Genomic DNA, 17236 nt, shown 5'->3' on the forward strand with positions numbered 1-17236 from the left:
CTTTCGCGGGGGGCCGGGGCCGAGCAACCTCTTCCTTGCGGCCGGCGAGGACTCGAGAGAGGACCTCATGGCCTCCGTTCGCCGGGGTCTTCTGGTGACGCGGTTCCACTATGTCAACGGCATGCTGGATACGCGGAAGGCGCTCTTCACGGGGATGACGCGCGACGGCACGTATCTCATCGAGGACGGGAAGATCGCGAGCGCGGTCAAGAACATGCGGTTCAACGAGACCATGCTGCGGGCCCTGTCCGAGGTCGAGGGCATCACGAAGGAGCGCGAGACCGCCGGCAGGAACTGGGGCGGCATCGGCTCGGTCACGGCGCCGGCCCTTCTGATCAGAGGGTTCCGGTTCACGGGTTCGACCGAGTTCTAGGGCCTTTTCTGTAACGCCCGCGGCTTAAACGGTCTCGAGCGCGTCCGCATCAAAACAGACGAACAACACCACGAGGACGCGCGCTCCACATGATGGAGGGCGCGTCCCGGTCTGGAGCAGGCCCGGCGCCGCCGGCATATCGAAAGGAGACGGTCAAGCGTGTACGCGGACATCAAGGCCATCGGTGAGCGTATCGAGCGCGAGAGCGCCTTCGTCAAGACGCTCCTCGCCGAGATCGACAAGGTCATCGTGGGGCAGAGGCCGATGATCGAGCGCCTGCTCATCGGTCTTCTCGCGAACGGCCACGTGCTGATCGAGGGCGTGCCGGGGCTGGCGAAGACGCTGGCAGTGCGGACGCTCTCGCGCGCGATCCGGACGGACTTCCAGCGCATCCAGTTCACGCCCGACCTTCTGCCGGCCGATCTCATCGGCACGCTCGTCTACTCGCCTGCGACGGGGACCTTCTCGACGAAGAAGGGCCCCATCTTCTCGAACCTCGTGCTGGCAGACGAGATCAACCGCGCGCCTGCGAAGGTGCAGAGCGCGCTCCTCGAGGCCATGCAGGAGCGGCAGGTGACCATCGGCGACGAGACGCATCAGCTCGAGGAGCCGTTCCTCGTGCTGGCCACGCAGAACCCGATCGAGCAGGAGGGAACGTACCCGCTGCCCGAGGCGCAGGTCGACCGCTTCATGCTGAAGCTCAGGGTCGGGTACCCGTCGCGCGACGAGGAACTCGAGATCATGAACCGGATGGCCTCCGGTGTCGAGCCCGAGGCGTCGCCGGTCGTCGAGCCCTCGACCATCCTCGACGCCCGGAAGCTCGTCACCGAGGTCTACGTCGACGACAAGATCAAGCAGTACGTTCTCGACATCGTCTTCGCGACCAGGGAGCCCGAGACGGTCGACCCGGACCTTCGGGACCTGATCGCGTACGGGGCGTCTCCGCGCGCGTCCATCTATCTGTCGATCGCGGCCAGGGCCCACGCGTTCCTTCAGGGGCGCGCCTACGTGACGCCCGAGGACATCAAGGCGATCGCCATGGACGTTCTCCGGCACCGCGTGATCATCACGTACGAGGCCGAGGCCGAGGAGATGAGCTCAGAGGACGTCGTCCAGCGTATTCTCGACAGTGTCGAGGTCCCGTAGCGAGAGTCGGCGATGATCCCCAGAGAGATCCTCAAGCAGATCCGCCGGATCGAGATCCGGACGAAGCGGCTCGTGAACGACGTATTCTCGGGTGAATACCAGAGTGTGTTCAAGGGCCGCGGCATCGAGTTCACCGAGGTGCGCGAGTATCTGCCGGGCGACGACGTGCGTGCGATCGACTGGAACGTCACGGCCAGGATGGGGCACCCGTACATCAAGAAGTACGACGAGGAGCGCGAGCTGACGATCATGTTCCTCGTCGACGCGAGCGCCTCGGGCGCCTTCGGGTCGGTCAACCGTTTGAAGCGCGAGCTGGCCGCCGAGCTCTGCGCGCTGCTGGCGTTCTCGGCCACCCGGAACAACGACCGGGTCGGTCTCGTCATCTTCTCCGATCGCATCGAGAAGGTCGTGCCGCCCGAGAAGGGCCGGCGGCACGTGCTCCGCGTCATCAGGGAGCTCCTCTACCACCGTCCCGAGGGGAGGGGGACCGACATCTCGGCGGCGCTCGACTACCTGACGAGCGTCGTGCGCCGGCACGCCGTCGTCTTCCTCGTGAGCGACTTCCTGGACGAAGACTGCGAGCAGCGGCTGGCCGTGGCAAACCGTCGCTTCGACCTCATCGCCGTCGAGGTGACCGACCCCCGGGAGCACGAGCTTCCGAACGTCGGGCTGGTCGAGATGGAGGACCCGGAGACGGGGGAGCGCGCCGTGGTCGATACGTCGAGCGCGGGCGTCAGGGAGCGCTTCAGGGAGGCGGCGGACGCCCGCCGCGAGGAGCTCATGAGGGCCCTCAGGAAGCTCGGGATCGACACGATCCCGCTGTCGACCGACCGTCCCTACGTCGAGCCCATCGAGCGCTTCTTCCGGATGCGCGCCAGACGGTCCGGCCCGCTCGTCTCCGCCGGGAGGCGTCGATGAGGCGGTTCCTTCTCGGCACCTGCGCCGCCGCACTTGCTCTTCTCGCGGCGGCCGCGGCGGGGCAGGAGGCGGACGGCCCGGTGGTCCCCCTCAGCGATGTCCGCGTCTCCCTGACCCCCGGAACGGGCACCGTCGGGGACCGGTTCGTCTACTCGATCAAGACGGTCCGCGGCGAGTCGACCCGGATCGTCTACCCGGACGTCATGGAGGGCGCACCGGCCTTCGAGGTCGTCGATGTCGTCGACCATCCGGAGCGCCGCGTCGAGTCCGGCGTCAGAGGACGGCGCGACTACGTGCTGGCCGTCTTCGAGACGGGGCTCCAGTCGGTGCCCGGCCTCACGCTCCGGGCCGTGGAGGGCGGCGAGACGCTCTCGGTCGCGCTCGACTCCGTGTCGGTCGAGATCGGGAGCGTCCTGCCGGACTCGCTCGACCAGGCGTCCATGGAGCCGAGGGAGATCGAGCCGCCGGTCGACCTGCCGCGGGAGTTCTGGCCGTACGTTCTCATCGCGGGCATCATCGCGGCGGCTCTCGTCGCGTGGTGGCTGGTGCGCCGCTACGTGCGGCCCTGGTGGAGGCGCCCGCGCGAGGAACGCGAGGAGGAGCCGCCGCCGGTGCCGCGGGTGGCCGCGCACCTTGTCGCCTTTGAGCGTCTGAGGGCGCTCAGGGACGACGACCCGATCGGTCGCGGGGACCTCGAGACGTTCTACGTCCGTGTGACCGCCATCCTCAAGGCGTACGTGCGCGACCGCTACGGCGTCGACGTCGTCGACATGACGACCGGGGAGGTCGGCGCGGCGATGCGCGCGGCGCGGATCCCGGTCGAGGACACGGACCGGCTCGAGGCCTTCCTCAAGCACGCCGACCTCGCGAAGTTCGCGAAGGCCCTGCCGGCCGTCGAACGTGCCCGCGAGGACCTCGACGAAGCGTGGAGCTTCGTTGAGCGCACGCGGCTTCAGGGAGAGGAGGCGGACGCGTGAGGTTCGCGAACCCGTTGCTTCTCCTGCTGCTCGCGCTCGTGCCGCTCTACCTCGCCCTCGAGGTCCGGTGGCGCCGCGCCCGCCCGGTCATCACGTTCCCGAACCTGCACCTCGCTCGGACGGCCGCCGGGCGGCGCGGCGTCTGGAAGCGCTTCCTCAAGCCCTCGCTCCGCGCAGCGGCGCTGGCGCTCGTGGTCCTGGCCCTCGCGCGACCGCAGGCCGGGCGGGGTACCGAGACGGTCCTGACAGAGGGGATCGACATCATGCTCGCCATCGACGTTTCCGGCAGCATGAAGGCGGAGGATTTCAAGCCGAGGAACCGTCTGGCGGTGGCCAAGGACGTCGTGGCCGACTTCATCGAGGGACGCCGGTCGGACCGCATCGGCATGGTCGTCTTCGCGGCGAGGAGCTTCACCCAGTGTCCGCTGACGCTCGACTACAACGTGCTCAGTGAGCTCCTGGACTCGGTCGAGATCGGCATGATCGACGAGCGGAAGACCGCCATCGGCACGGCGCTGGCGACGGCGGCCAACAGGCTCCGCGAGAGCGACGCGGACAGCAGAGTCATCATCCTGCTGACAGACGGTCGCAGCAACGCCGGTGAGATCGACCCCGTCACGGCCGCCGAGGCGGCGCGGGCGCTGGGAATCAAGGTCTACACGATCGGGGCCGGGACCCCGGAGGGCGGGCCGATCCCGGTGGACGACCCCGTCTGGGGCAGACGGTACGTCCACGCGGAGACCGACATCGACGAGGAGACGCTCCGCCGGATCGCGGAGATCACGGGCGGCCGGTACTTCCGCGCGACGTCCGAGAGCATGCTGGCCGACGTCTACGAGAGGATCGACGAGCTCGAGACCACGAAGATCGAGGTCAAACACTTCACGCACTACACGGAGCTCGCGACGCGGTTCATCGTCGTGGCGCTCGTGCTGGTGCTGCTCGAACTGCTGTCAGGCGCGACGTTCGCCCGCCGCTCTCCGTAGGGAGGGCCGGTCGGGCGGAAGTGCGCGCTTCCTGGAGGCTCAGTGAGGTTCGCCGTTCCGACAGACGTGCTCATCGTGTGGCTCCTGGCCGTGCCGGTCGTCGCGGCGATCGTGCTGGCCGCCGCGGGGCTCGCGATCAGACGCAGGGCGCGCGAGCGCTTCGCCGAACCCGAGCTCATGGCCCGGATCGCGCCCGGAGCGTCGCTTCAGAGGCTGCGTCTGCGGCTCGTCCTCCTCGTGCTGGCGGTCGTCTTCCTCGGTCTGGCCGCCGGCCGGCCCCAGATCGGCACGAAGCTCGGCGTGGCCCGGCGCGTCGGCGTCGACCTCCTCATTGCCCTCGACGTCTCCGATTCCATGAGGGCGGAGGACCTCAACCCCAACCGGCTCGAACGGGCCAAGCGCCAGGCGCTCTCGCTCATCGACCTCCTGAAGGGCGACCGCGTGGGCGTCGTCGTCTTCTCGGGCGAGGCGTTCGTGCAGTGCCCGCTCACTCTGGACTACGGCGCCGCCACGATGCTACTGTCTGCCGTGCAGCCGGGAACGCTCGAGCGTCCCGGAACGGCGCTGGGAGAGGCCATCGAGACCTCGAGGGAGGCGCTCTCGACGGAGCCAGACCGCTCGAAGGTGCTCGTCGTGATGACCGACGGCGAGGACCACGGGTCGGAGCCGGTCGAGGCGGCAGGTCGCGCCGCCGAGGCGGGGATCCGGATCTACACTATCGGGTTCGGGTCGTCGAGCGGCGAGCCGATCCCGCTCGACTCGGCGCAGGGCGGCGGCTACAAGCGGGACAGCGACGGCGACGTCGTCATGTCGAGGCTCGACGAGGCGACGCTGATGGAGGTCGCGGAGGCCTCAGGCGGCCGCTACTTCCGGGCGAGCAACACCGACAGGGAGCTCGCCGTCATCGAGGAGGAGCTCTCGAAGATGCAGCAGGGAGAGCTCGAGTCGCGGATGATGGCGTATTACGAGGAGCGCTATCAGATCCCGCTGGCGGTCGCGCTCTGCTTCCTGGCGGCCGCGACCTTCATCCCGGAACGGGTGCGAACGAAGGAGGACGCCTGATGGCGCGCAGGAACCGACGGCCCGTCGCCGGGCCCGCGCTCGCGTCCGGTGTGCTGGTGTTCGCGACCGTCGTCGCGCTCGCGTCTCCGGCGGCCGCCTTCTTCGGAGAGTCGGCCCCCGGACACAACCGCGAGGGTAACGAGCACTACGCTGAGGGCCGGTACGAGGAGGCGCTCGAGGCCTACCGGTCCGGGCAGGTACTCGCGCCCGAGCTGCCGGAGCTCTCGTTCAACGCCGGCGACGCGCTCTACCGGCAGGGCCGGGTCGAGGACGCGATCCGCGAGTTCCGTCGGGCGGCCGCCGAGGCCGACTCGTCGCTGGCCTCGAAGGCGTACTACAACGCCGGCAACGCGTTCCTCGAGGCGGGCGACCTCGAGCGCGCCATCAACGCCTACCGGCGCTCGCTGCTTGAGGACCCGTCGGCGACGAAGGCCAAGTACAACCTCGAGCTCGCGCAGCTCATGAAGCAGCAGCAACAGCAGCAACAGCAGGACCAGGAGCAGCAGCAGGACCAGCAGCAGGACCAGCAGCAGGACCAGCAGCAGGACCAGGAGCAGCAGGACCAGGAGCAGCAGAACCAGGGGCAGGATGGCGAGGCGGAGCAGCAGAAACCCCAGCCGGCCGAGGGAGCGATGAGTCCCGAGGACGCCGAGCGTCTCCTCGACGCCATCGCGGAGGCCGAGAAGGAGCTTCAGGAGGAGCTCAGGGCCGCGCGGGCCAGAAAGAGGGAGAAGGTTGAGAAGGACTGGTAGCGTGCTCACAGTCACAGTGCTCGCCGCGCTGCTCGCGGCGAGCGTGGCGTCGGCCGACGACATCGAGGTCTCGGCCTCGGTCGACCGAACGACCGTGGAACTCAACGGTCGCCTCGGTTACACGATCACGGTCGAGGGCACGATGCGGAGCGTTCCGGACCCGAAGCTGCCGGAGCTCGAGCCCGCGTTCACGGTCTACTCCTCCGGTTCCTCGACGAACATGAGCTGGGTCAACGGGCGGATGAGCTCGTCGAAGACCTGGCGCTTCACGCTCGTGCCGCAGAGCACGGGGCCCTTCACGATCGGGCCCGCCGAGGTCGAGTTCGGCGGGTCGGTCTACCGCACCGAGCCGATCGAGGTCGAGGTCGTCGGGAGTTCGCCGGTCAGGAGCGACCGGCCGGAGGAGGAGCGCGAGCCGACCGGCGCGGAGCCGGGCGGCCGCGACGTCTTCATCACGACGTCGGTCGACAAGGAGCGCGCGTACGTCGACGAGCAGATCACGCTCTCGTTCCGGTTCTATCGCCGCGTCGCGCTCTGGGACCAGCCGCGCTACGAGGCGCCCGAGGTGACCGGCTTCTGGGTGGAGGACCTGCCGGGAGAGGACCGGTTCACCGAGACGATCGACGGGAAGCGGTACGAGGTCATCGAGCTTCAGACGGCGCTCTTCGGCGCCGCGTCCGGGACCGCGACGATCGGTCCCGCCAAGCTCGCCTACCGTCTGGAGGGGGAGCCGTTCACCTTCTTCTCACGGCCGGGGCGTGAGCGTCTTCTCGAGACAGACCCCATCGAGGTCGAGATCCTCCCGCTCCCGTCGGAGGGGCGTCCCGAGGTCTTCGACGGGGCGGTCGGCTCCTACGGACTCAGCGCGGCGCTCGAGACGAACGAGGTCGCCGCCCTCGACCCGGTCACCCTGACCGTGACCATTCAGGGCACGGGGAACATCAGCACCGTGCCGGCCCCATCGCTTCCTGAGCTTCCCGACTTCAGGATCTACGAGTCCGGGACCTCGTCGAGCACGTCGAAGGAGGGCGGCGTCGTCCGCGGCCGCAAGTCCTTCGAGTACGTTCTGGTGCCTCAGGCCGAGGGCACGCGGACGATTCCCGCACTCGAGCTCGCCTTCTTCGATCCGGAGACGGGATCCTACCGGACCGTCCGGACGGAGCCGCTGACGCTGACCGCCACTGAACCGTCCGAGGCGGCGGACGCGGGGACGGGGGCGGTCCGCTCAGGCATAACGCGGGTCGGACGGGACATCCGCTACATCCGCGAGCCCGACGGCGTGCTCGAGGTCGCGGCGGCCCCGGTGCACAGACGTCCCGCCTTCCTCTGGCTGCAGCTCATCCCCGCAGGCGCCATCGTCGCGGCCTGGATGTACCGCAGGCGCCGGGACCTCTTCGCGGCCGACCGCGGTCTGGAGCGCTACGTTCGGGCTCCGGGGCGGGCGCGGAGCGAACTCAAGGAGGCGCGGCGCCTTGTCGACGCCGGGGACGTGTCCGGGCTCTGTACGACGCTGGCGCGCGTCACGGTCGACTTCCTGGCGGACAGGCTGTCGATCCCGGCGCGCGGCATGACGATGCGCGAGCTCGAGTCGGCGCTGCGGCGGGCCGGCGTATCGGACGACGTGACCGACTGCGTCAGGCGGCTCTTGAGCGAGTGCGACCTCGGGCGGTTCGCGGCGGGGAGCGAGAGCGTCGACGCACGGCGCCTTCTCACCGACGCCGAGCGGTGCCTCGCCCTCATCGAGAGACAGTCTTCGAGGAGGAGGCGCTGATGCTCACGCGAGGGGACAAGGCGCGCCGTCGCCGGGCGTCTGCCCCGCCGGGGGCATGGCCCACGCTCGCGGTGCTCTCGCTTCTCGTGCTCTGTGCGCTGCCGCTGTGCGCGCAGGAGGCGACCCCGGAGCGTCTCGACCCCTCGAGTGCGACGACGCTCTTCCGGGAGGCGAACGCGGCCTACGCGGACGGCCGGTACCGGGAGGCCGCGGAGACCTACCGGGCCATCGTCGAGGGCGGCGTCAGGAACGCCGACGTCCAGTACAACCTCGGCAACGCGCTCTGGAAGAGCGGCGAAGTCGGTCCCGCCGTCCTCGCGTACGAACGCGCGCTCCGGCTCGATCCCGGGCACCGCGACGCGCTGGCAAACCTCGAGTTCGTCCGCGAGAACCTGGTCGACCGCCAGACGGCCGCCGTTGAGGGGCCGCTCGGGGAGACTGTCGAGCGGGCCTACAGGAGCATCGACCTCGAGACCGTCGCCGTGCTGGCGAGCCTGCTGTACGTTCTCGCCGCGGCAGCCGTCGTGATCGGACTGGTCCGCGGGGCGTTTCCTCCGTATCTCGTCCGGTTCGCGGTCGTCGCCGCGGTGCTCTTGGTGGCCGCCGCGTCGTTCGCCTTCTACAGGTCCTCGTCCGACGATCGCGGGCGCCGGGCCATCATCATGGTTCGCGAGGTCGGCGTCCGGACCGGGCCGGGCCGGGACTTCGTGCTGGAGTTCCGGCTGCACGAGGGGACGCGCGTGGTCGTTCGGGAGACGAGGGACGACTGGTCACGCATCGCCATAACGGGGACCGATCTCGCGGGCTGGCTGCCGGCGGACAGCGTCGAGGGGATCTGACAGTCCCTGAACCGGCTGAGCCTCCCTGCGCAGGTCTCACGCTCCGAACGGAGACGGCATGACGACGAAGGAACTGAGGATCGGTATCGCCGGGGCCACCGGCGCCGTCGGGACCGAGATGCTGCGGGTCCTCGAGGACCGGAGCTTCCCGGTGGGGACGGTCGTGCCGATGGCGTCGGAGGGCGGCGGCCGCACAGTCCTGTTCCGCGACACGGAGGTTCCCGTCGTCGAGCTCTCGGACGAGGCGCTCGACGGCGTGGACGTTCTGCTCATGGCGACCTCCGCCTCGATCTCGTCGTCGTTCGCCCCGCGGGCCGCCTCACGGGGTGTGACGGTCATCGACAACAGCCGGGCCTTCCGGATGGACCCGGGCGTCCCGCTCGTGGTCCCGGAGGTCAACCCCGGCGCGCTCGCCGGACACGGCGGCATCATCGCCAATCCGAACTGCTCCACCATCCAGACCGTTCTGGCGCTCGAGCCGATCCGGGAGGCCGCCGGGGTCTCCCGCGTCGTGGTCTCGACCTACCAGTCGGTTTCGGGAACCGGCTCCGCGGCCATAGAGGAGCTGACCGAGCAGAGCCGGGCCGTGCTCGACGGCGAACCCGCCGTCACGCGCGTCTATCCGCACCGCATCGCGTTCAACGTGCTGCCGGCAATCGACGTGTTCGACGACGAGGGACACTCGCGCGAGGAACTCAAGATGGTGCGCGAGTCCCGGAAGATCCTGGGGCTCCCGGGGCTCAGGATGGCGGCGACGTGCGTGCGCGTTCCGGTCTACCGCGGGCATGCGGTCGCCGTGAACGTCGAGACCGAGGCGTGTCTCGAACCGTCCGCCGCGCGGGAGCTTCTCGCCCGCTCGCCCGGCCTGGCCGTCGTGGACGACCCGTCCGCGGACGGCTACCCGACCCCGCTCGACTCGGCCCACAACGACACGACGTGGGTGGGACGCATCCGGCGGGACCCGTCGGTCGAGAACGGGCTGATTCTCTGGGTCGTCTCCGACAATCTCAGGAAGGGGGCGGCGACGAACGCCGTGCAGATCGCGGAGCTCCTGCTCGAGGACGGTGCGGACACATGAGCTTCCTCGATGACATGACGCTGGGACGCTACTACGCGTCGGGCTCGGTCGTCCACCGGCTCGACCCGCGGGTCAAGCTGCTGGGGCTTCTCGTCGTGCTGGCGGCCGCGCTCGTGACGAGGGACCCGTGGGCGTACGCCTTCCTGACGGCGGCGCTCCTCTCGGTGGCCCGGCTATCGAGGCTGCCGGGCTCGTACATTCCGAGGAACGTCTGGGCGCTCAAGTGGCTGCTCGTGGTCGTCCTCGTCATGCACGCGCTCCTCGCCGAGGGAACGCCTCTGGCGTCGTGGGCGCCGTGGCTGTCCGTCGAGGGGCTCACGACGGGAGCCGTCTTCGCCTGGCGGGTCGGCCTGATGGTGGCGTCGGCCACGCTCCTGACCGCCACGACGACCCCCGTCGATCTGGGTGACGGGCTCGAGACGTCGCTCGGGTCCCTCTCGCGGATCGGCATCCCCGTGCACGAGCTGGTGATGATCTCGGTCATCGCGCTCAGATTCGTGCCGACCCTGCTCGACGAGGCGCGCCGCATCATGAAGGCGCAGATGGGGCGAGGCGTCGAGTTCTCGGGCGGTCCGGTCGCGCGGGCGAGAAGCGCCGTCCCGGTGCTCGTGCCGCTCTTCACGGGGGCCTTCCGCCGGGCCGACGACCTCGCGCTGGCCATGGAGGCACGCTGCTACCGGGGAGCGGAGGGTCGCACGAAGTACCGGGAACTCCGGCTCGGACACGCGGACGCCGCCGCGCTCCTGCTGACGGGAGGGATCCTGGCGTGCACGATCGCCATCTCAAGCTGGTCGTAGAGTACGACGGCGCCGACTTCGCCGGGTGGCAGGTGCAGCCCGGCCAGCGGACCGTACAGGGTGTGCTCGAGGAGGCCTTCGGGGACCTCTCGGGGCGCGCCGTCCGCGTGACGGGCGCCGGACGGACCGACGCGGGCGTCCACGCGCTCGCCATGACGGCCCACGTCGATCTTGAGACCGACCTCGAGGCCGCGAGCATCCGGAACGCCGTCAACGCGAGGCTCGAAGACGACGTCCTCTTGCACGACGTGTCGGATGCACCCCCGGACTTCCACGCGCGGTACAGCGCGACCGCCAGGAGCTACCTCTACCTGATGGGTCGCTCCCGAAGCCCCATCTGGCGGGGCCGTCGCTGGTTCGTGCGGGGACCTCTCGACCTGGACGCGATGAGCGCGGCAACGGAGGCGCTCGCCGGGGAGCACGACTTCTCCTCGTTCTGTCTTGCGGGAAGCGAGCCCGAGCATCACCGTTGCCGGGTTGATGCTATTTCGATAGAATGTGAGCCGAGATACGGAGGCATGATCGTCTTTCACATACGGGCCGACCGGTTCCTCCGGGGCATGGTGCGGTCGATCGTCGGGACGCTCGTGGAGGTGGGGCGCGGACGGTTCGCCGCGGGGGAGATGGGAGACATCCTCGACGCCATGGACCGGGGCAGGGCCGGCCCGACGGCTCCGGCGTGCGGACTCTACCTGGAGCGGGTCGACTACGAGTGAGGAGGAACCAGCGTGAAGCTCTTCCTGGACACTGCGAACATCCAGCACATTCGCGAGGCCGCCGAGATGGGCGTCGTCGACGGCGTGACGACGAACCCGACGCTGATCTCGCGCGAGGACGGCGAGTTCGAAGACATCGTCCGTGAGATCTGTGAGATCGTCGGCGGCCCCGTCAGCGCCGAGGTCGTCAGCACCGACGCCGACGGCATGGTGCAGGAGGCCGAGAAGCTCGCCGCGATCCATGACTGCGTCGTCGTCAAGATCCCGATGATCAAGGAGGGCGTGAAGGCGCTTCACATCCTCAAGGAGAAGGGGATCCCGACGAACTGCACGCTCGTCTTCTCGGCGAACCAGGCGCTCCTGGCCGCGAAGGCCGGCGCGACTTACGTCAGCCCGTTCATCGGGCGGCTCGACGATGCCGGGCAGGTCGGCATGGACCTCGTCCGTGAGACCATTGCCATCTACGAGAACTACGGTTTTGAGACCGAGGTCATCGTGGCAAGCGTCAGGAGCCCGATGCACGTCATCGAGTCGGCGGTCGAGGGCGCGCACATCACGACCATGCCGTACGCGGTCTTCGAGAAGATGTTCAAGCACCCCTTCACCGACAAGGGTCTGAAGGCGTTCCTGGCGGACTGGGAGAAGGTGAAGAACAGGTAGCGCCCGGGTTCGTCTCGTACACCTGAGAGCGAACGGAGGGACCAGCTGGACTCGAAGCTCGTCAGGTTCATCATCATCGCCCTCATCTTCCTGCTGGCCGGCGTGTCGACCGGGCTCTATCTCACGGCGCGGCGACTCGAGGATGCTACGCGGGCGACGCCCGTGGTCGAACGGCCGGCGTCCGAGCAGGAACCGGCCCGCCCCGCGTCTGACGAGCTGGACGCGTCGCGGCGGACCGCGATCGTCGAGGCCGCCGAGCGTGTCGGCCCGGCGACGGTCTCCATCAGCGTCGTCCAGCGCCGCGTCGTCAGCCGCACGCCGTTCCGGAGCGACGAGTTCTTCGAGCGCTTCTTTCGCGGGGCCTTTCCGGAGCGCCAGTACGAGCAGCGCTACCATTCGTTCGGTTCGGGCGTCGTCATCGACCCCGACGGGTACATCCTAACGAACGACCACGTGGTGCGCGGGGCGAGCGAGGTCCGCGTCACGCTGACCGACGGACGCGAGTTCGACGCCCGCTTCCTGGGCGGCGACCCGAGGTTCGACCTCGCCGTGCTCAAGATCGAGGGCGAGGACCTGCCGGTCGCGCCCCTCGGCGACTCTGACGACCTCCTGATCGGTGAGTGGTGCGTGGCCATCGGGAACCCGTTCGGCTATCTGCTGAACGACCCCAACCCCAGCGTCTCGGCCGGCGTTGTGAGCGCGGTCCACAGGGACATCGTCTCCGAGACGGAGACCGGCGCTGTCTACAAGGACATGATCCAGACGGACGCTGCCATCAATCCGGGTAACTCCGGGGGGCCGCTCGTGAACTCGCGCGGCGAGGTGATCGGGATCAGCTCGTTCATCTTCACGTCGAGCGGCGGCTCTCAGGGGATGGGCTTCGCCATCCCGATCAACGTCGCAAAGCTCATCATCAACGAGATGATCGAGTACGGCAGCGTCCGGGACGTCTGGGTCGGCATCCGCGTGCAGGACATCACGCCGGTGCTGGCGAGAAGGCTCGGTCTGCCGGCCTCGGCGGGCGTCTTCGCGTCGTACGTCGAGGAGGACAGCCCGGCCGACCGGGCGGGCATCCGGGCCGGCGACATCGTCATCGGTGTCGGAGGCGACCCGGTCGAGAACATCCGGGAGGCACGGCGGGCCATCTTCGGCGCCCGCGTCGGTGACATCATCACGCTCACCGTCCTGCGGGGCGGCGAGCGCCGCGACTTCGACGTCAAGCTGGAGGAGGTCCCCAGGTGAGCGCCGGACGCTCCCGCACCTCATCGGCCGGGAGCGCTCCCGGCACAGCGCCGGTCCGCACGATTCCCGTGACAGGCTCCTCGGACGACCAGCTCCTCGAACGGCTCCAGGCCGAGGGTCTCTCGTTCACGCTGGAGGAGGCCCACCGCGTGGCCGAGCTCGTCGGCCGCGACCCGACCGTCGTCGAGGCCCACATCTTCAACACCATGTGGAGCGAGCACTGCTCGTACAAGAGCAGTCGGACGGTGCTCTCCGAGCATCTGCCGACCGAGGGCGACGACGTCGTGCTCGGTCCGGGCGAGGACGCGGGCGTCGTCAGGCTGTGCGAGCACGACGGGCGCACGTGGTGCGTCTCGATCGCGCACGAGAGCCACAACCACCCTTCGCAGGTCGTGCCGAACGAGGGCGCCGCGACCGGCATCGGCGGCATCGTTCGCGACGTCTACTGCATGGGCGCCGACGTCGTCGGCGTGCTCGACCCCCTGCGCTTCGGCGACCCCGAGGGGCGGTACGCCGAGCGCACCCGTGAGATCGCGCACGGGGTCGTCGAGGGCATCTGGCAGTACGCGAACGCCCTCGGGGTCCCGAATCTGGGCGGCGACGTCTACTTCGACGCCGCGTTCGACGACAACTGCCTGGTGAACGTCGTCGCGCTCGGCCTCGTCGAGGAGGCCCGCGTCCTCCGGAGCCGCGCTCCGGCGCGCGCCGCCGACGAGCCGTACGTGCTGGTCCTGGTCGGGAAGCCGACGGACCCGTCGGGCTTCGGCGGGGCGACGTTCGCCTCGAGGATCCTCGACGAGGAGCGGGCGCTCGAGGACAAGTACGCGGTCCAGGTGCCCGACCCCTTCCTGAAGCGCATGCTGACCGTCGCGACGGTCGAGGTGCTGGAACTCGCCCGGGAGCGCGGGCTCGAGATCGGGTTCAAGGACCTGGGCGCCGGCGGGATCGCCTGCGTGACATCCGAACTCGGCTCGGCCGCTGGTCTCGGCGTCCACATCCTGCTCGATGCCGTCCCCGTCGCGGAGCCGGACATGGAGCCGGCCGTCATCGCCTGCTCCGAGACGCAGGAGCGATACTGCCTCGTTGTGCCGGAGGCGTTCGCGCCGGACGTGCTCGCGATCTACAACGACCGTTTCGAGCTGCCGGAGCTCTGTCACGGCGCCCGCGCCGCGGTCGTCGGACGGGTCATCCCGGAGGCGCGGTTCGTCATCGAGCTCGGGGGCGAGGTCGTATGCGACGCCTCGACCGAGGCCATCACGACCGGCATCTGCTACGAGCGTCCCGCCGAATCGAGGCCCGTCGAACTCGAGCCCCGGACGGCCGACTACGACGTCGACGTCGGTGAGGCTCTTCTGGACGTCCTGGGCTCGATCAACGTCTGCTCGCGCGAACACGTCTTCCACCACTACGACAGCGAGGTCAAGGGCAACACGTACGTGCGTCCTGGGGAGGCCGACGCTTCGGTGGTCGCGCCGATCCCCGGCTGCCGCGTCGGCGTGGCCGTCGCGGCCGACGGCAACCCCTTCATGGGCGTGGTCGACGCCTACCAGGCTGGGGCGGCGGCCGTGGCCGAGTCCGTCCGGAACGTCGTCGCCACGGGCGCGGTTCCGATCGCTCTCACCGACTGCCTGAACTTCGGGAGTCCCGAGGTACCCGAGGTCTTCCACGACTTCGTGGAGGCGGTCAGGGGCATCGGTGACGCGGCCCGACGGATCGGTCTGGCCGAGCCCGGGGGCGCGCCGATCCCGATCGTCTCCGGGAACGTCAGCTTCTACAACCAGTCGTCGAACGGCAACGCCATCCCCCCGTCCCCGATCGTTTGTGCGGTCGGCAGGGTGGACGACATCGCGAGGGTCGTGACGACGGGACTGAAGGGTCCGGGGCACGCGCTCGTGCTCGTGGGACGCCGCACCGGCGAGATGGGCGGGTCCGCCCTGGCCCGTGTCGCCGGCGTCGACGACGCCGGTGTCCCCAGGGTCGCCTTCGACGAGGAGCGGGCAGCGATGCTCGGCGTATCGGGGCTGGCGGAGGGCGGTCTGCTCGCCTCGTGCCACGACATCTCGGACGGCGGCCTCGCCGTCGCGGTCGCCGAGATGATGCTCGCGGCGGCCCCGGACGCGGGCGCGGGGGTCGAGCTGGACGTCGGCGCGGCCGCCGGCGCCACGGAGCCGCTCGCGAACGAGGCGGCGGCCCGCGCGCTCTTCTGCGAGAGCGGGGGATACGTGCTCGAGCTGCCCGGGGATGTGTCCGATGAGGCGCTCGAGCGGCTCCGGGCCCGGGGCGCGTGGGCGGTCCGCGTCGGGCGGACCATCGAGGAGCCGATCCTGAGGCTGCTGGGACTCGAGGAGGAGACGGTCGTGGAGCGTGAACTCATGCGCGGCCGCTTCCTGAAGCGGCTGTCGGAGGTGATGCGATGAACGCTCCCAGGGCAGCCGTCATCCGCTTTCCGGGGGTCAACTGCGAGGAGGAGACGCGCCGCGCCGTCGAGGCCTCGGGCGGGGCGTGCGACATCGTCATGTGGAACGACGCTCGAGAGGTCCTGGAAGGCTACGACGGCTACGTGCTGCCGGGCGGCTTCTCGTATCAGGACCGGGTGCGTGCCGGGGCGATCGCCGCGAAGGACGCCGTGGTGCAGCTGCTCGTCGCGGCGGCGGAGGCAGGGAAGCCCGTCCTCGGCATCTACAACGGGGCCCAGGTGCTTCTGGAGTCGGGGCTGGTGCCCGGGTGTGAGCCCGGCCGTGTCGAGATGGCGCTCGCGACGAACGTGATGCCCGACCGCGACGGCTACCACGCCCGCTGGTGCCACCTCCGCGTCGCGGCGGCGGGTTCGTGCGCGACGTTAGGCGTCGGGGAGGGCGATGTGCTCCCGATCCCCGTGGCGCACGCGGAGGGACGCTTCGTCTCGAGGACCGACGGTCTCTTCGAGACGCTGGCCCGCGAGGGCCAGATCGTCATGACCTACGCCACTTCCGACGGCGGCAACCCGGACGGCTTCCCCTCGAACCCGAACGGCTCGAGGGAGAACGTCGCGGCCGTCTCGAACCCCCCTGGGAACGTCGTCGCCATGATGCCGCATCCCGAGCGGGCCGCGAGGCTCGGGCAGGTGCCGACCGTACTCGAGGGACCGTGGGGAGCCCGCCGCCGCGACGCCGGCGCCGAGGCGTTCGACGACCCCGGTCCCGGCTCGGCGGTCTTCGACGGGTTCGTCGCGTCGTGCCGGAAGGGGGCCGTGCGATGAACCACAGCATCGAGCTCGTGGTGAAGCTCAAGGTGACCGACAACGAGGCCCGCTCTGCACTCGAGGCGCTCCAGGTCAAGATGGGGCTCGGGGACGCCGTCAGCGGCCTGGCGCGGGACGACGTGTGGGAGCTCTCGGTCGAGGCCGACGACGAGGCCGCGGCGATCGAGCTTATCGGTGACCTCGTGAGCGCGACGAACCTGTTCGCGAACCCGAACAAGCACCGCACGGCCGTGGGGAGGCCCGGCGCGACGGGCGACCCGCTCGGGGACGATGAGATCGCCGTCCTGGTGGCCGAGCGGGGGAGCGACGAGGGCGCAGCCATCCTGAGGACGCTCGAGGGACTGGGGCATGGGGACGTCGTCGACGCCAGACGCTGGACGCGGTGGCGCGTCCGCCTCGCGGAGATGCCCGGGCATGACGACCCCGACCTCCTGGCGCGCGTGCGGCACATCGCTGTGACGACCGGACGTGCCGAGGGACTCCTGTCGAATCCCCACTGTGAGGTCTCGCGGGTCGTGTTCCCGTGGGGCGGGGAGGCGTGGCTCGAGCGCTGACGGCGCGACCTCTGCGGGACCGGTTTCGGACGCCCCGACAAGCCTCGCTCCACACACGAAAGCTCCCACATACAACCCGAAAAGCCCTTGGAACGTCCCCGTTCCCGTGATAGATTGTTCAAGG

At 69.6% G+C, this 17236-nt stretch carries 17 protein-coding genes; all 17 read left to right on the forward strand.

The window, feature by feature from the left end:
• Window positions 1–67 precede the first annotated feature (67 nt).
• The 17 genes from GF405_06085 to GF405_06165 all read left to right on the forward strand — a co-directional run bounded on the left by GF405_06085 (window position 68) and on the right by GF405_06165 (window position 17112).
• Window positions 68–373: a hypothetical protein gene (locus tag GF405_06085; GenBank protein MBD3367726.1), complete on the forward strand. Its 306-nt coding sequence runs from the start codon at window positions 68–70 to the stop codon at window positions 371–373.
• Between the two features lie 159 nt (window positions 374–532).
• Window positions 533–1519 (forward strand): AAA domain-containing protein, encoded by a 987-nt coding sequence (locus tag GF405_06090; GenBank protein ID MBD3367727.1) that lies wholly within the window; start codon window positions 533–535, stop codon window positions 1517–1519.
• Window positions 1520–1531: 12 nt separating this feature from the next.
• Window positions 1532–2437: a DUF58 domain-containing protein gene (locus tag GF405_06095; GenBank protein MBD3367728.1), complete on the forward strand. Its 906-nt coding sequence runs from the start codon at window positions 1532–1534 to the stop codon at window positions 2435–2437.
• Window positions 2434–3414 (forward strand): hypothetical protein, encoded by a 981-nt coding sequence (locus tag GF405_06100; GenBank protein ID MBD3367729.1) that lies wholly within the window; start codon window positions 2434–2436, stop codon window positions 3412–3414. The genes GF405_06095 and GF405_06100 overlap by 4 nt, the downstream gene beginning before the upstream one ends.
• Entirely contained in the window at window positions 3411–4400 is a 990-nt protein-coding gene (locus tag GF405_06105) for a VWA domain-containing protein (protein ID MBD3367730.1), read from the forward strand. The genes GF405_06100 and GF405_06105 overlap by 4 nt, the downstream gene beginning before the upstream one ends.
• Before the next feature lie 42 nt (window positions 4401–4442).
• Window positions 4443–5462, forward strand: a complete 1020-nt coding sequence (locus GF405_06110; GenBank protein ID MBD3367731.1) for a VWA domain-containing protein — start codon at window positions 4443–4445, stop codon at window positions 5460–5462.
• A complete protein-coding gene (locus GF405_06115; GenBank protein MBD3367732.1) occupies window positions 5462–6214 on the forward strand; it encodes a tetratricopeptide repeat protein in 753 nt (250 codons plus the stop codon). Before GF405_06110 ends, GF405_06115 begins: the two co-directional genes overlap by 1 nt.
• The gene (locus GF405_06120) at window positions 6198–7985 is read left to right on the forward strand and encodes a hypothetical protein (GenBank protein MBD3367733.1); all 1788 of its coding nucleotides are present in this window, start codon (window positions 6198–6200) and stop codon (window positions 7983–7985) included. Before GF405_06115 ends, GF405_06120 begins: the two co-directional genes overlap by 17 nt.
• On the forward strand, window positions 7985–8824 hold the full coding sequence (locus GF405_06125; GenBank protein MBD3367734.1) for a tetratricopeptide repeat protein: 840 nt from the start codon (window positions 7985–7987) through the stop codon (window positions 8822–8824). The genes GF405_06120 and GF405_06125 overlap by 1 nt, the downstream gene beginning before the upstream one ends.
• Before the next feature lie 58 nt (window positions 8825–8882).
• On the forward strand, window positions 8883–9902 hold the full coding sequence (locus tag GF405_06130) for an aspartate-semialdehyde dehydrogenase (GenBank protein ID MBD3367735.1): 1020 nt from the start codon (window positions 8883–8885) through the stop codon (window positions 9900–9902).
• Window positions 9899–10699, forward strand: a complete 801-nt coding sequence (locus tag GF405_06135; protein ID MBD3367736.1) for an energy-coupling factor transporter transmembrane protein EcfT — start codon at window positions 9899–9901, stop codon at window positions 10697–10699. The genes GF405_06130 and GF405_06135 overlap by 4 nt, the downstream gene beginning before the upstream one ends.
• Window positions 10573–11415: a tRNA pseudouridine(38-40) synthase TruA gene (truA, locus tag GF405_06140; GenBank protein MBD3367737.1), complete on the forward strand. Its 843-nt coding sequence runs from the start codon at window positions 10573–10575 to the stop codon at window positions 11413–11415. Before GF405_06135 ends, truA begins: the two co-directional genes overlap by 127 nt.
• Before the next feature lie 12 nt (window positions 11416–11427).
• Entirely contained in the window at window positions 11428–12075 is a 648-nt protein-coding gene (gene fsa / locus GF405_06145) for a fructose-6-phosphate aldolase (GenBank protein ID MBD3367738.1), read from the forward strand.
• 102 nt (window positions 12076–12177) lie between these two features.
• Window positions 12178–13317 carry a trypsin-like serine protease gene (locus GF405_06150; GenBank protein ID MBD3367739.1) on the forward strand — a complete coding sequence of 380 codons (1140 nt, stop codon included), beginning with the start codon at window positions 12178–12180 and terminating at the stop codon, window positions 13315–13317.
• Window positions 13318–13379: 62 nt separating this feature from the next.
• On the forward strand, window positions 13380–15734 hold the full coding sequence (gene purL / locus GF405_06155) for a phosphoribosylformylglycinamidine synthase subunit PurL (GenBank protein ID MBD3367740.1): 2355 nt from the start codon (window positions 13380–13382) through the stop codon (window positions 15732–15734).
• A complete protein-coding gene (gene purQ / locus GF405_06160) occupies window positions 15731–16555 on the forward strand; it encodes a phosphoribosylformylglycinamidine synthase I (protein MBD3367741.1) in 825 nt (274 codons plus the stop codon). Before purL ends, purQ begins: the two co-directional genes overlap by 4 nt.
• On the forward strand, window positions 16552–17112 hold the full coding sequence (locus tag GF405_06165) for a hypothetical protein (GenBank protein MBD3367742.1): 561 nt from the start codon (window positions 16552–16554) through the stop codon (window positions 17110–17112). The genes purQ and GF405_06165 overlap by 4 nt, the downstream gene beginning before the upstream one ends.
• Window positions 17113–17236 lie beyond the last annotated feature (124 nt).

The sequence above is a fragment of the Candidatus Effluviviaceae Genus V sp. genome (assembly GCA_014728125.1).
GTDB lineage: Bacteria > Joyebacterota > Joyebacteria > Joyebacterales > Joyebacteraceae > WJMD01.

Bases quoted from the DNA above. Each gene is read 5' to 3' on its own strand.
- GF405_06085 (MBD3367726.1), top strand. From the start codon at position 68: ATGGCCTCCGTTCGCCGGGGTCTTCTGGTGACGCGGTTCCACTATGTC.
- GF405_06095 (MBD3367728.1), top strand. From the start codon at position 1,532: ATGATCCCCAGAGAGATCCTCAAGCAGATCCGCCGGATCGAGATCCGG.
- GF405_06100 (MBD3367729.1), top strand. From the start codon at position 2,434: ATGAGGCGGTTCCTTCTCGGCACCTGCGCCGCCGCACTTGCTCTTCTC.
- GF405_06115 (MBD3367732.1), top strand. From the start codon at position 5,462: ATGGCGCGCAGGAACCGACGGCCCGTCGCCGGGCCCGCGCTCGCGTCC.
- GF405_06125 (MBD3367734.1), top strand. From the start codon at position 7,985: ATGCTCACGCGAGGGGACAAGGCGCGCCGTCGCCGGGCGTCTGCCCCG.
- GF405_06130 (MBD3367735.1), top strand. From the start codon at position 8,883: ATGACGACGAAGGAACTGAGGATCGGTATCGCCGGGGCCACCGGCGCC.
- GF405_06135 (MBD3367736.1), top strand. From the start codon at position 9,899: ATGAGCTTCCTCGATGACATGACGCTGGGACGCTACTACGCGTCGGGC.
- purQ (MBD3367741.1), top strand. From the start codon at position 15,731: ATGAACGCTCCCAGGGCAGCCGTCATCCGCTTTCCGGGGGTCAACTGC.
- GF405_06165 (MBD3367742.1), top strand. From the start codon at position 16,552: ATGAACCACAGCATCGAGCTCGTGGTGAAGCTCAAGGTGACCGACAAC.